15 protein-coding genes are annotated in these 13380 nt (G+C 57.5%); 6 read left to right on the forward strand and 9 right to left on the reverse strand.

The window, feature by feature from the left end:
* Positions 1 to 424 precede the first annotated feature (424 nt).
* From iscB to THPRO_RS10455, 3 genes are read left to right on the forward strand one after another with little or no spacing between them, the layout of a single operon-like run.
* Positions 425 to 1810 carry an RNA-guided endonuclease IscB gene (gene iscB, locus THPRO_RS10445; RefSeq protein WP_038093640.1) on the forward strand — a complete coding sequence of 462 codons (1386 nt, stop codon included), beginning with the start codon at positions 425 to 427 and terminating at the stop codon, positions 1808 to 1810.
* Entirely contained in the window at positions 1810 to 3534 is a 1725-nt protein-coding gene (recJ, locus tag THPRO_RS10450; RefSeq protein ID WP_065089613.1) for a single-stranded-DNA-specific exonuclease RecJ, read from the forward strand. The genes iscB and recJ overlap by 1 nt, the downstream gene beginning before the upstream one ends.
* Positions 3531 to 4754 (forward strand): site-specific DNA-methyltransferase, encoded by a 1224-nt coding sequence (locus THPRO_RS10455; RefSeq protein ID WP_065089614.1) that lies wholly within the window; start codon positions 3531 to 3533, stop codon positions 4752 to 4754. Before recJ ends, THPRO_RS10455 begins: the two co-directional genes overlap by 4 nt.
* 98 nt (positions 4755 to 4852) lie before the next feature.
* On the opposite strand, the gene THPRO_RS10460 is transcribed toward THPRO_RS10455, so the two are convergent.
* Together THPRO_RS10460 and THPRO_RS16740 are read right to left on the reverse strand one after the other, a co-directional pair.
* Entirely contained in the window at positions 4853 to 5035 is a 183-nt protein-coding gene (locus THPRO_RS10460) for a hypothetical protein (RefSeq protein ID WP_038093637.1), read from the reverse strand.
* A gap of 102 nt (positions 5036 to 5137) precedes the next feature.
* On the reverse strand, positions 5138 to 5689 hold the full coding sequence (locus THPRO_RS16740; protein ID WP_145930822.1) for a hypothetical protein: 552 nt from the start codon (positions 5687 to 5689) through the stop codon (positions 5138 to 5140).
* Positions 5690 to 6183: 494 nt separating this feature from the next.
* On the opposite strand from THPRO_RS16740, the gene dinB reads away from it, so the two are divergent.
* Positions 6184 to 7383, forward strand: coding sequence for a DNA polymerase IV (gene dinB, locus THPRO_RS10465; protein WP_038093633.1), 1200 nt, complete (start codon positions 6184 to 6186; stop codon positions 7381 to 7383).
* 406 nt (positions 7384 to 7789) lie between these two features.
* Here the strand turns inward: dinB and THPRO_RS10470 are convergent, their stop codons facing one another.
* The 4 genes from THPRO_RS10470 to THPRO_RS16745 all read right to left on the reverse strand — a co-directional run bounded on the left by THPRO_RS10470 (position 7790) and on the right by THPRO_RS16745 (position 10518).
* Entirely contained in the window at positions 7790 to 8803 is a 1014-nt protein-coding gene (locus tag THPRO_RS10470; protein ID WP_065089615.1) for a hypothetical protein, read from the reverse strand.
* 235 nt (positions 8804 to 9038) lie between these two features.
* Entirely contained in the window at positions 9039 to 9803 is a 765-nt protein-coding gene (locus THPRO_RS10475; RefSeq protein WP_052064702.1) for a DUF1281 family ferredoxin-like fold protein, read from the reverse strand.
* Between the two features lie 206 nt (positions 9804 to 10009).
* Positions 10010 to 10294: a hypothetical protein gene (locus tag THPRO_RS10480; RefSeq protein ID WP_145930823.1), complete on the reverse strand. Its 285-nt coding sequence runs from the start codon at positions 10292 to 10294 to the stop codon at positions 10010 to 10012.
* 8 nt (positions 10295 to 10302) lie between these two features.
* Positions 10303 to 10518, reverse strand: coding sequence for a hypothetical protein (locus tag THPRO_RS16745; protein ID WP_038093624.1), 216 nt, complete (start codon positions 10516 to 10518; stop codon positions 10303 to 10305).
* Positions 10519 to 10723: 205 nt separating this feature from the next.
* Here THPRO_RS16745 and THPRO_RS10485 point away from each other — a divergent pair, with 205 nt between their 5' ends.
* Positions 10724 to 11119, forward strand: a complete 396-nt coding sequence (locus tag THPRO_RS10485) for a hypothetical protein (protein WP_201786975.1) — start codon at positions 10724 to 10726, stop codon at positions 11117 to 11119.
* 191 nt (positions 11120 to 11310) lie between these two features.
* Here the strand turns inward: THPRO_RS10485 and THPRO_RS17510 are convergent, their stop codons facing one another.
* Complete coding sequence (locus tag THPRO_RS17510) at positions 11311 to 11565, reverse strand: endonuclease domain-containing protein (protein WP_407922450.1); 255 nt, start codon at positions 11563 to 11565, stop codon at positions 11311 to 11313.
* Between THPRO_RS17510 and THPRO_RS17285 the strand changes: the two genes are divergently transcribed.
* Positions 11464 to 11955 carry a hypothetical protein gene (locus THPRO_RS17285; protein ID WP_236717297.1) on the forward strand — a complete coding sequence of 164 codons (492 nt, stop codon included), beginning with the start codon at positions 11464 to 11466 and terminating at the stop codon, positions 11953 to 11955. The genes THPRO_RS17510 and THPRO_RS17285 overlap by 102 nt on opposite strands.
* A gap of 418 nt (positions 11956 to 12373) precedes the next feature.
* Here THPRO_RS17285 and THPRO_RS10495 read toward each other — a convergent pair whose 3' ends face one another.
* Together THPRO_RS10495 and THPRO_RS10500 are read right to left on the reverse strand one after the other, a co-directional pair.
* Positions 12374 to 12877, reverse strand: coding sequence for a GNAT family N-acetyltransferase (locus tag THPRO_RS10495; protein ID WP_038093619.1), 504 nt, complete (start codon positions 12875 to 12877; stop codon positions 12374 to 12376).
* Positions 12874 to 13152 carry a type II toxin-antitoxin system TacA family antitoxin gene (locus THPRO_RS10500; RefSeq protein WP_038093616.1) on the reverse strand — a complete coding sequence of 93 codons (279 nt, stop codon included), beginning with the start codon at positions 13150 to 13152 and terminating at the stop codon, positions 12874 to 12876. The genes THPRO_RS10495 and THPRO_RS10500 overlap by 4 nt, the downstream gene beginning before the upstream one ends.
* Positions 13153 to 13380: the final 228 nt, after the last annotated feature.

Raw genomic sequence — 13380 nt, forward strand, 5'->3', positions numbered from 1 at the left:
GCCAATAGGTGCCTATTGGCTCAAAATCAATCAGCCGCTAAGCAACCTCATCCTGTCTAGATAGCTGAGAGCCTTTAACCAACATCAAAATCGCTCGCTTGCGTGTTCGAGGCACCATGCGAACATCGCCCCGTCAACCACCCCTCCCTGAAGGGAGGGGCTTGTAGGGAGACCTATAAGCCCGGGGTTGACCAGGGAAAGCGGTAATCAGCCCGCTACGTTGGCGACAGGTCAGAAGACCCACTCCGAGATGCTTCCTGAGTCTCGGACCCTGGAAGGAACCGTTGCAGACAAGGCACGGGTAGCCACGAAACGGACGGTTCCCGCCGGTCGATCCGGCAAGCCGGTTGCCGACATTCCCGAAGGGAGACGCCCCGAAAGGGGCGCGTTACAAGGCCCGTAAGGGCGTTTTTTGGAGAAAAACATGGCAGTCTTTGTGATCGACAAACACAAGCGGCCCTTGATGCCGTGCTCGGAGAAGCGGGCGCGGCTCCTGCTGGAGCGGGGCCGGGCCGTGGTCCACCGTCAGGTGCCCTTCGTGATCCGTCTCAAGGACCGCACCGTCCAGCACTCCGCGGTGCAGCCGCTGCGCGTGGCCTTGGACCCCGGCAGCCGGGCCACCGGCATGGCGCTGGTGCGGGAGAAGAACACGGTGGACACCGGAACAGGTGAAGTGTACCGGGAGCGGATCGCGCTCAACCTGTTCGAGCTGGTCCATCGCGGGCATCGAATCCGCGAACAGTTGGATCAGCGGCGCAATTTCCGCCGGCGCCGTCGCGGAGCCAACCTGCGCTACCGCGCCCCGCGTTTCGACAACCGCCGGCGGCCGCCAGGCTGGCTCGCCCCGTCGCTGCAGCACCGGGTGGATACGACCATGGCCTGGGTGCGGCGCCTGTGCCGCTGGGCACCTGCGTCCGCCATCGGCATCGAGACGGTGCGCTTCGACACCCAGCGCCTGCAGAACCCGGAGATCTCGGGTGTGGAATACCAGCAGGGGGCGCTCGCCGGCTGCGAGGTGCGGGAGTACCTGCTGGAGAAATGGGGCCGTAAGTGCGCCTACTGCGGAGCCGAAAACGTGCCGCTTGAGATCGAGCACATCGTGCCGAAGAGCCGGGGCGGGTCCGACCGGGTGAGCAACCTTGCCCTGGCGTGCCGGGCCTGCAATCAGGCCAAGGGCAACCGCGACGTGCGGGCGTTTCTTGCCGATCAGCCGGAACGGCTGGCGAGGATCCTGGCGCAGGCCAAGGCCCCGCTGAAAGACGCCGCGGCGGTCAACGCCACCCGATGGGCGTTGTACCGGGCGCTGGTGGACACCGGCCTGCCGGTGGAAGCCGGTACCGGCGGACGGACCAAGTGGAACCGGACCCGGCTGGGCCTCCCCAAGACCCATGCCCTCGATGCCTTGTGCGTTGGACAGGTGGACCAGGTCCGGCATTGGCGGGTGCCCGTTCTCGGCATCCGCTGCGCCGGGCGCGGCAGCTACCGGCGCACCCGGCTGACGAGGCACGGCTTTCCCCGTGGCTACCTGACCCGGAACAAAAGCGCCTTCGGGTTTCAGACGGGCGACCTGATCCGGGCCGTGGTGACCAAGGGGAAGAAGGCCGGAACCTACCTGGGCCGCATCGCCATCCGGGCCAGCGGCAGTTTCAACATCCAGACCCCAATGGGGGTCGTGCAAGGCATCCATCACCGCTTCTGCACATTGCTCCAGCGTGCGGATGGGTATGGATACTTTGTTCAACCCAAACCCACGGAGGCCGCGCTTTCCTCCCCCCGCCTGAAGGCGGGGGTATCCAGCGCGGGAAACTGATGAACACGATCATCAAACGCCGACCGAACACGGCATCGGAAAATCTTCCGCTCATCGAACGCCTGTTTTGCGCCCGCGGCGTATCAGGCATTGAGGCTTCCGGACTTTCCGACATCCCTCCGTTCGACACCCTGCACGGTATTCATGATGCCGCCACGCTGATCGCGGATGCCATCGAAACCGGACGCCACATCCGCATCATCGGCGATTACGACGTGGACGGAGCCACCAGCACCGCGCTCGTCTACCGGGCGCTCGCCCTGCTCGGTGCCAAGCGCGTCTCCTTCGCCGTTCCCAACCGGATCACGCAGGGATACGGCCTCTCGCCCGCACTGGTACAGGACGCCGCACGCGACGAGGCTCGCCTGCTCATCACCGTCGATAACGGTATCAGCGCCTTCGAAGGCGTCGACACCGCCCGCTATCTCGGCCTGCAGGTGGTCATCACGGACCATCACTTGCCCGGGGAACGATTGCCGAACGCCGACGCCATCGTAAACCCGGCCATCCCCGGACAGGATTTCCCAAGCAGGTCGCTCGCCGGCGTCGGCGTCGCGTTCTACGTCATGGCCGCCGCCCGCGCCGAACTCGACAGCCGCGGCGCTTTTGCCGGCCGAGACAAGCCGTCTCTATCCAGCCTGCTTGACCTCGTGGCGCTCGGCACCGTCGCCGATGTCGTCAAACTCGATTCCCTCAATCGAACATTGGTCCGTGCAGGCCTGCGCCGCATTCGGCACGGCATGACCGCCACGGGGCTGCGCGCCCTGGTCGACGTGGCCGGTCGCGACATAACGCACCTATCGGAAACCGACCTTGCCTTCGGCGTAGCGCCCAGACTGAACGCCGCGGGTCGCCTCGACGACATGACCCTGGGCATCGAATGCCTGCTCGCCACCGACACGGAACAGGCCCGATGTTTGGCCGGGCTCCTGGATATCACCAATCAGCGCCGACGCGAAATCGAGCAAACCATGCGCGCCGAAGCTCTGGCCGAGTGCGAAAACCTGCTCGATTCACTGAATAACGAAACACCCCCGCCTGGACTTTGCGTGTTCCAGAACGACTGGCACGAGGGCGTCGTCGGCTTGGTCGCCGGCAAACTCAAGGAGCGCTTCCATCGCCCCGCCGTCGCCTTCGCACCCGGCGCCGATGGCATGCTCAAGGGCTCTGCCAGGTCCATCCCAGGCATCCACATCCGCGACGTGCTGGCCGATATCGAATCGCGATCCCCGGGGCTTCTGCCTAAATTCGGCGGACACGCCATGGCCGCCGGGCTGTCCATCGACGCCGAACGTCTTGATACATTCCGCCCGCTGTGGGAGACGGCCATCGCCGAACGCGCAGATCCCCATGCATTCGAACCCGTTATCCTCACCGACGGCGAACTCGCTCCCGATGATCTGTCCCTGGCGTCGGCGATCGACATCGAAGCGGCCGGACCCTGGGGACAAGGATTCCCAGAACCCCTGTTCGACGGCGAGTTCACGGTAACCGGCGCCCGCATCATCGGCAAAGAGGGCAACCATCTCCGGCTCGACCTGCTGGACCCGCGCAGCGGCAAGATATTCCCGTCCGTGGCCTTCAACCACGCCGATATCGGGCTTGACGATGATCCTCGCGGCCAGTCCGCCCGTTTTGTTTATCGGCTCTCGGCCAACCGCTTCCGCGGCGATGTCAGTCTGCAGCTGATGGTCGAAGCCTATGATTTGCCCGTCGCACCATGAAAGGACAAACATCTCTCTTCGATGCGGTCACCGAGGCGTTTGCCGAACGCGAATGTCTGACGACCCCGCAGCTCTATCTCGAAGTCGCCGATCGCGCCGGGCTACCCGATACCGAATTATCCAGACGAGAAATAATCGGAGGACAACGACACAACATCACCAAGCGAAAAATTCGCTGGGTCCAGCAAACGCTCAAACACATGGGACTGGTGGAAAATACCGGGCGCGGCGTATGGACCTTGAGCTCCGAAGGCCACCGCAAACTCAAACTGCGCCGCATCAAACCCGGCTTTATCATGCTCGCCTTCTCAACCGATTTGGGGCTGGCTTTGTGGGCCGATGCCGCCACGGCCGCCAGCCGTCTGAACGAGCCAGTGCATCTGGTACTGACGAGTCCGCCCTATCCACTTGCCAAGGCTCGCGCCTATGGCAATCCCAGCGAAGCCGAATACGTCGATTTCATCTGCGCGGCGCTTGAGCCGATTGTTTCTACCCTGGCCCCAGGCGGTTCCATTGTCCTCAACGTCGGTAATGACGTGTTCGAGCGAGGCTTGCCGTCTCGCTCCCTCTATCGAGAGCGCATGGTCATCGCGCTGCATGATCGACTCGGCCTGCATAAGATGGACGAGATCCCCTGGGTCAATCGCACCAAGCCGCCAGGGCCGGTTCAATGGGCTTCAATCGAGCGGGTGCAACTCAATGTCGGATGGGAACCTGTGTACTGGTTTACCAACGATCCTACCCGTGTGCGCGCGGACAACCGCCGCGTACTGGAGCCGCATACCGAGCGGCACATCCGTTTCCTTGAGCGCGGCGGCGCGCGTCACGATCGAGAATATTCAGACGGAGCCTATCGACAGCGGGCGGGGCGATCATGGGCCAATGTCACCTCTGGACGTATTCCGTGCAACGTTCTCGAGCTACCGCATGGATGCGCCTCGCAAAGCGCCTATAAGGCGGCTGCAAAGGCGGCTGGCCTGCCGGTTCACGGTGCGCCGTTTCCCGCTAAACTGGCCGAGTTTTTCATCAAGTTCCTGACGGTCGAGGGCGACCTGGTTGCGGACTTCATGGCCGGGTCGCTGACGGTGCCCGTCATGGCCGAATTGCTGGGGCGTCACTGGATCGCCTCTGACGTGATTTGGGAATACCTAGCCGGCGGTTCACTTCGATTCCATGATGCTGAAAAGAACCCTGTTTTCCAGTCTGTGAGCAAAAATTAGGCTGGAATGGGAGTTATGAAACATCCGGATTAGATGCCGCCGGAAATAAAAAGGCCCGCTTCAAGCGGGCCTTTTTATAGAAACCCGGTATATATAGGCTAGGCAGCGAGTGGCTCTCGCTGAGCAGTGTATTCATCAGCGGCCACACTAAACCAAGACACCCCCTTGATATCATTGCCCATCTGCTCAAGAGCAGAGTAAATGGCGCATTCAAACGCTTGAATGAGGTCAGCCTTCATATCAAGGAAATCTTGAAAGTCGTTCGATTGAATCTGACTCATGAAACTCTCCTCCCTGAACTAACTGGCAGTTCACATGCAACTGCGAGCAATAACACTCAGGAATTTACCATACCCCAAAATTGTAAAGCAAAGCTTTTCTTACTAAGCAGCTTTCTTTTCAAGGACTAACCAGTTGCCGTGAGTAGCAACTTTTATGCCCATGGTCGCTGGTAGGGATAAGACAATTCCTTGCATGAACTCTTTGGTTAGCGGCGTTGAGCACCATACCTTTAGTTGGCATGATGGTAGTTCTTCGAATGTCAATCCAAAAGCCTCTACCAACGCGGATGCTGCAAGACGCGCCAGCTCTTCTAGCGGCATAGTCTCTTCATCCAAGGTGGAAACTTCCCATTTGGGCTGGACGTGGATCTGCAGAACCTTCAGCCATGGGCCATCCGATTGAGGTCGCGCATGTGATATTTCTAACAATGCACAAGCGACATACGGTTTATCCTCTTGGGAAAGGACATAACAATAAGTGTTCTTGTCTTGCTGTCCATTTACATGCCTCTTTGCCCACTCAAGGATACGGCGATAGGCGCTAGATGGAACTTCTGCTTCATTCTCTTGCAACTGTGTAGTCCAGACCGAATGCGTAGCATCGTAGATTGCTTGGTCGATGGTTTTTATGAGGAATCCGGGTTGTGTCGCCATTCTCATCTGATTCGTTTTGGTTATTAAATCACTATCCAAGCTCGAAATTCTAACACGTCGATGGGCAATAACATTCCAGGCTAGTTAAGACCTCATCTCATACACACCCCCTAAAGGGTTCTGCCCCTCGCGTCGCACAAGGGTTCGCTTCGCCGCCTACGAAGGTATCCCTGCCCCGTAGGGCCTTACTGCACTGCGCAAGCTCTGGTCGCGCGCTGCTCTTGCCGCTGACGCAAATATTAACGCTCATCGCTGACCTCGACGAGCAAAAATCGGCGTATTACGGTTCAGCGCCGATACCTTACCTCTGGCTAAAGCAATACCAGCAAATCAAACCGCCGCCAAGGAACACCTACAGGCTGGACTCATCCCGCTCTAAACCAAGAATGGCTCCCTGGCGATTCATGCTGACCAAAGAGCATCCGAATCGAAAGCTCGAACTGGTGTGCTGTGAGACGATATGCTTAACGACACGCTTACCAGCGGATCAGGCTATGCAACGATGGATCATGCATATCGATCTCGACGCGTTCTTCGCCTCGATAGAACAGCGCGACCACCCCGAGTGGCAAGGACGCCCACTCGTGGTCGGTGCAGCGCCCGGTCAACGCGGCGTCGTCGCAACCTGCTCCTACGAAGCTCGTCGGTACGGCGTCCGGTCCGCCATGCCTATCTCCCAGGCCGCACAACGCTTGCCCGATGATGCCGTCTACGTCCGCCCGCGCATGGCGCATTATGCAGCGGTATCCAGGCAGATCATGGCCGCGCTCGAGAACATCTCGCCATCGGTGGAGCAGGCCTCCGTCGACGAAGCCTATCTCGACGTGTCTGGCCTAGAACGCCTCATCGGCCCACCGGAAACCATCGGACGGCAGGCCAAGCACATCATCAAGAACACCGTGGGTCTCACCGCATCGGCAGGCATCGGCCCCAATCGCTTCATCGCCAAACTCGCTTCGGAATACCGCAAGCCCGATGGGCTCATGGTGGTCCACCCGCACGAAGTACAGGCATTTCTCGATCCCATGCCCATCTCTGCGCTGCGCGGCATCGGTCCCAGGACTGCTCCGGCGCTCAGGCAGATGGGACTTGAACGTATTGTGGATGTCCGACAAACCGATCCCGCTTTGCTTGAAAGACGCCTTGGACTTCGCCTTGCGCAGGTCATCCTCAACCAGGCGCACGGCCGAGGTTCCGATGAGGTGCAACTCCATTCGGTTCGTCAGTCAATCTCCAAGGAAACCACCTTCGAGCAGGATATCGTCGACCAGGCGCGCCTGCGCGAAACCCTGCTGTGGGCTGCGCAGGAAGTCGGCCGCACGGCGCGCCGAGAAGGGCTGCAGGGCAGGACCATCACGCTCAAAATCCGCTTGGAAAACTTCAAGACATTCACCCGACAACGAAAGCTGCCGGCGCCCACCGACGACGACACCGTTCTCTATCGGCAGGCATGGGCGCTTTACCGGGAAAGCGGACTGGCCGAGCATCCCGTACGACTGCTTGGACTCGGCCTCAGCGATTGGCAGCAGGATGCGCCATCGCAAGGCGACTTATTCGACACGCCATCTCACCCATCAGAGCACGCGCAGACGCCACAGCGCGACCGGCGGACGCGGCTCTTTCAAACCCTCGATGGGATCAGTAACAAGTTCGGACAGAACGCCATAACGCTCGGCCTCCGACGCAAGACCTAGCGCAGCACCAGCACCACTCTTCAAGATCCAAAAAAAAGGCCGGAGAGATCATCTCTCCGGCCTTGGTAGCTGTATTCAAATGGAGCGGTTTTCGCCTGGCTTGATGCGCAGCAAATCACTCATTTCCACGGGTGCGCTTGTTATGCCGACTCACCCGTGCGTTGTATCTCGGAACACCAAAAACGGCAACAAAGCCGAAAATCATGATGATCCACAAGGCATATCCGAAACTACTCATAGCCGTCTCCCGTGGCTTTATCGCCAACCACGCAGCCAACAAGCAAGATCGTAAGACCGATTAGCATCACAGACAACGCAAGAAGAGAATGCCCTCGTGGTAACGCCTATATCTCGCAAGCCTTTGTGCACCAACGTCATCGATAGCCTTTTTGCCATCATAGCCTCGCTATATAAGTGAGGCTTGAACCTGACCGTGGCAAGCACATCGATCCGGTCGATCTTGGACCTCAATCACCACGCCACCTCTTACATATCCTAGGTTGTGTCTTTCGCTGATGGGTATCCGGTCCAACGTACCTGACTTCGAACCCAAATAGCCGATAAGCTCATCGGCACAATGCGAAAATCCTCTTGTGATCTTCTCGCGATCAATCCTAATGACCGCGGAACCCGGCAAATACGGCATGTGCTCGAAATGCGTCTTCAGATCAGTCATCGCATTTCGCCAATGCCCAGGGCAGGATGATTCAAGAACACCATAACCGGACACAAATCCCGCTTCCAGCGAATACTGCCAGTCGCCAATATCCAGCAAACCATCAGCACCCTGGACGACGATATTCTCTGCGCCCTCTATGCGATAAACACCCGGCAGACTGTAAGCCGGCGCTTGCTTCGTCTTCGGCGGATTCCAGCCAAATCCGAACGCAGGTTCCTCCGTCAGATCATGCGGGCTGATATAGCGCCAGGCCATACCGCCATTCACAATCAACGCCAGTACATCCGCCTCTGCCGACAACCTGTCAATCCGGTATTCACCCGTATCCAGATAGTCGGCAACAAGATCATGGCCTTTCGACCGTAGGCGGTCTTTTAACGACGGCATGCATTTCTCGCTGATTTCTCCGTACGAAACAAATTCCTCGTCGACAACCCTCAGATTGATTGAAATGTCCTTTAACATGTACGGACGCTTCAATTCGCTCATCCAACTGCCGATGTACCCCAATGGGGTTAATTGACGACTCCGGCCTCTCAGCATGCCTCCGCAAACTGCAGACCCTATTCTGAAAATTTGCTCGACCGCGGTTCTTCCTGTGCCGAACCCAACGCACTCCCAGCTTGGTGTGTTCGGGTAACAGTTTCTCTCGTAGGTCTGCTCGAACAACGCGTAATAGACTTGACCATCATCGGCCAAAATGGCGCCCACCTTGCGGGCGCAGGTAATCGTGGCTCCCATCAAGAACACTCCTCTATGAATGATGTGTTGCCAGAGACGCGGCTGGCATCCGCTTAAATGTCATTTTCGGTGCGCGCCACGAACGCACGGAAAATGACGCCGCGTGATAGCGCGGGAATCCGAGCCAAGATTTTCAGGTTTTCTGATAAGAACCAGGGGCGACTAAGCGCCCCTGGTATAACACTGAATGTCCTGAGCAAACTCAGTGATTGTCGAACCCGACTAAAACACCCGCTTACGAGGGAACCTCGCTATCAAACAGATCATGCTCAACAGCGTATTCAACCAATGATGTTTCTGGCAGTTCAATTTCCACCTCTTCATCCGCCTCGTCATCCCAGGTGAATTTTTCGGTAACCCCATAGCAGGCCGCATAAAAGGCGTTATCACCGGTATCGATATACGTCACCTCAAGCTCGCCGTCCTGGAGCACATACAGGCACGCAAAACACGAACCCTCATCAAAACAACCAATGAGTATCCGATGTTCCGGCAATATTTCGGCCAGCTTCCGGTAAATCGGCTCGGCCGGCGACCAGGCTGTGTCGAAAACGAACTCACGAAGACCATCAACTTCGTCATAGTCATAAGCATTCCACTTCGTACCCCAGTTATTACACGCCCACTCGTACCAGGTGGTGGCACCATAACGTTTGCGGTTTTCCTCGTACAAATGACCTAGGCGCTCTTCTTCGCTGCCCTTATACGCCACTCGGGCGACCTCGAGATCGCTCAGTTTCGCGCACTCAGGGTGCGCTTCCCGATAAGCGCGGATTTTCTCAATTATCCAATAATCGAGCACTGACGGGTTGTCGCTATAGTAAAGCTGGTGGCCTATACGCCCAACCGAGCCGGATTGGATGTTCAATGATTCCGGCATCGGAACAAGCTTCTCGAAATCGAAATAACTTTCTCCTTCGTCGTTTTGGCTCAAGAACTGGCGAAGCGCTTCCGGGTCGCCGTCCACAACCACGACACGATTGATCACATGATTCGGCATGATGTTTTCCTCGTCTGAAAGGATTGATGACCGAGCAGATGACACTGCCGGTAATGTTCCGCTGAGACGCCAGCGGAGCGCGTATTCATGGCATGACACCGAAGCGCCATAGCATGAATACGGCTCAGACGAATCCATCATCCAGTCAACTTACCGGGCCTCAAAAGAGGCCCGGCAACAGATCTTCAACTACCCATTACCTGGCCTCAAATGAGGCCCGATAACAGAATATCGTCCAAGGCTTTAAGCTCGTCGTCTTCAAAAACATCGGGGTCAACTCCACCCGCCTCACCGACAGCTTTTGCTGGAACAGTAAATTCCGACAGACACTGACGCTCCGCTGTCCGCGCGTAGGTCTCAACGCGCAGATCCCCTGACTCCAGTTGAATATGTATGGCGTGAGCGCCAACATTGACCCAACCAGACGCATTCCCGTTGTCGTTAGTCAGACGAACAATATCTGATTCCTCAATTTCAAATTGACTGTTCATTTTGCCTCCTAAAAAACAGTCGCTTGACGACGAGACCGTGAAGCATCTCGATTCGCCAGGTAATCGACGTATGCCTTAGCGCATGAAAATCCATCGTCATCATGCTCGAATGTGGCAATCGATTCGCTGCAGGTCGCCCCACAACGCATCACGTTGAAATACTCTTTTCCGTCATAAATCCAATAGCGACCATTCTCGTGTTTGATTTGATGCTCCTTGAGCATAGAAAGACCTCCGACACGAATCACTCCGTGCCTCGCATTTGTTCAAGTAAATTCGGCCTCGCCGCCGGCCGATGGCGTCATGGACAAATGCTTTGCCACTTGTCGATAACGTGAGATGCTAAACAGCTATCAGCCGCGAATAGCCCGCAAAGGCGGGTTCCGAAACCTACCCGGAAGATTCTCGCCTACTCGCCACCGAGGAATGATGAGCGACATCTCAATTGCCACAAAAAACGAATCCTGGGGCTTTTGGGGTACCCTGAAAGAGCATGCCGCTACAGCGTGGCCCATCGCACTGACGGCTATTTCAGATGCGACCGCACAACCACTCGAATCGGTTAGGGCCTTTCTCGATAGCCGCCACGGACGCCACTTCGCCGATGATGTCCAGAACGAGCTTTACGAGGGCAAAAACCTAGCCGACGCGATCAACGCCACCACCCAACGCTGGATGGGCTGGACGATTGGCCGCCAAATCAGCAAACAGTACGACATCCCGCGCGGACTACCTTGCCTGACGGGCTTCGTGATTCACTGCGAGATCGCCGACGAGGCGCAGACCCAAGACAACGCATGCGCACCCTCGCCTCGCAAGAATTGATCGCGCGAACAGCCAAACGAAAATTCGGGTGTGCGGATGATTGGCGCAGTTAGCCAGCACTTCCAAGCTGAACGGCCAGATAACGACCCAGAACGGGTAACATGAAGGCGCTATCGCCTCTTTAATCTCAATGTCCGCCTATCTGGCCAGACGGATAGCCAAAATCACTATAGATCGAATCGGCGCCTCTATCAACAACCGCGGCGCAGCCTCTCAATAACGCGAACACAGCCGTCCACGTCCCCTCTCACCTCTCCCGCAGCAAACCTCAATATCCGCCATCCGCATAGCGTCAATGCTCGATCCTTATCTCTATCCCGCTTGAAATCCGATAGATATTTCCCATGATGCTGCCAGCCATCAATCTCGATCGCTATCTTCTCGTCCGGTATGGCTACATCCAGCACAAACCGTCTGCCCGGCACAGCGCCTCGATATTGCTGCACAACTCGGTCGCCCAGCTTGTCCTTCAGCCGCTTCCACAAAATCAGTTCAGGCGGCGAAGATCGGCCAAGCTTCCGAACCTTACTACCGCGCACCTGTCGCTCATTCGCTCCGCGACCTCCGCAAACTCGCCACGCGCCGCCGCCCAATTGATTCAAACTCTTCAGCCTGGCCGACAACGCTTAGAGATCCTCAACGCCGCCGCTCAGGGTCCGACACTTGTCAATCCCATCTCCGAACAGCTTCTGATAACGACCCGCCTCAAAATCCAGCAACACTTCGTTTACACCAGACTTCGCAATCCGCTTCAACAGCTTCATCCCGCTTTCGCTCGACCAGTTATCCAGAATCCATTCCAGCATCCACGGCGCCGAGTAACGAATGATCTCTAGCGACTGGTACAGCCCCTTCTCACGACGCGCTATCGCTCGTAATCCCTTCGGCCAAACCTGACGCCGCATAGGCCTTCTACGCATCTTCCTGCTCCAAATACCTCTCTTAGAAGACAGTTTGAACGCCTATGAACCCACTTTTTCGCTCAAATAACCTCAACATGGATGAATATTCGCAATTCACAATGCGAGAACCGTACACGGTGCGGAGCATAGAAGTTTTGCCGTGTCGAAGCACGAAATTCGCGCCATACCGTAAGGTTGCGGGAGTCGCTCATGCGAGCCGCATGGCCAACCTGACCCTACATCGGGAAGTAGCAATACCGAAGCACATCACGCCGTCCGATCTGGCGGTCGAACCACCGGCGCTGTGAGATGAGCAGCGGGAAAGAGTCGGGCTCTGAGGCGAACCTCCGCCTCAGTTCAACATGCCCTTCATATCCTTGAGCATCAGGAACAGATGGTAAGGATCAGTCGGGCTGGGTTCGAATTCCCACGATTCGTACCACTGCCGCGCTGTTTCGTCCTTGGCATGGACTAACAGGCACCGAATGCTGGCGATGTCGGCAGCCTGTGCAGTACGCAGAAGCGCATCCTTGAGCAAAGCCTGGCCCAGACCTTTACGCTGATGCTCCTTATCCACGGCGAGGCGGGCCAGGATCATGACCGGCACAGGGTGGCGCGCCAACCCCTTCATCACTCTCGACGGCGCAGCGATCGGATCGACGCTACCAACAGCCAGGCTGTAGAAGCCGACTACCACGTCACCCTGGCAGCAGACATAGGTCTGCGCGCTGTTGGCATTCTGGTTGACGAGCGCATAGCGCTGCAGGAACTGGTTCAGCGCGGCCTGGCCGCAGTCGAACGCATCGACCCGATCCGTTGCAGCGAGCTTGCGAACGGGTAAGTAGTCATTGCTCAACCCAGCACCCCAGGTTCACGCAGCAACTTCTTCAGACGCGGCTTGCTTTGCACCGGGCGGTCCAGCGCTTCCTGGAAGGCCTGCCACTGCGCATCACTCGGCACGAACTGGCGACGATCCGCCAGAGTCTGCGCGGCCGCCGTCACGCCCGCGTCTAGCAGGAACTCGCTGACGTTCTTGTGGCAGGCACGCGCGGCTTCCTGCAGCAGTTGCTTGACCGGCGCGCTGGCACGAACGTCAATGCGTTCGGTCTTGGAAAGATTCGGGGTGCTCATCAGTCTGCGCCTCTCCGGACTGGGGTTGGATGCTCTTATAATAATCGTCCGGACATTGTCCTGACAAGCCGTTTCTTGTCTTGCCACCATCCAAGCAGGGACTTCCGCGTTGCAATGTGTCGGTAGTGCTCAATAACTACCGACAAAACGCAACCGCAGCGCTTCCTCCGTTCTCAGATGCTGCAATCCAATTGCTTGATTCGTCCTCGCATGAAGCTTACCCGGTGC

The organism is Acidihalobacter prosperus (assembly GCF_000754095.2).
In the GTDB taxonomy this organism is placed as follows: Bacteria; Pseudomonadota; Gammaproteobacteria; order DSM-5130; family Acidihalobacteraceae; genus Acidihalobacter; species Acidihalobacter prosperus.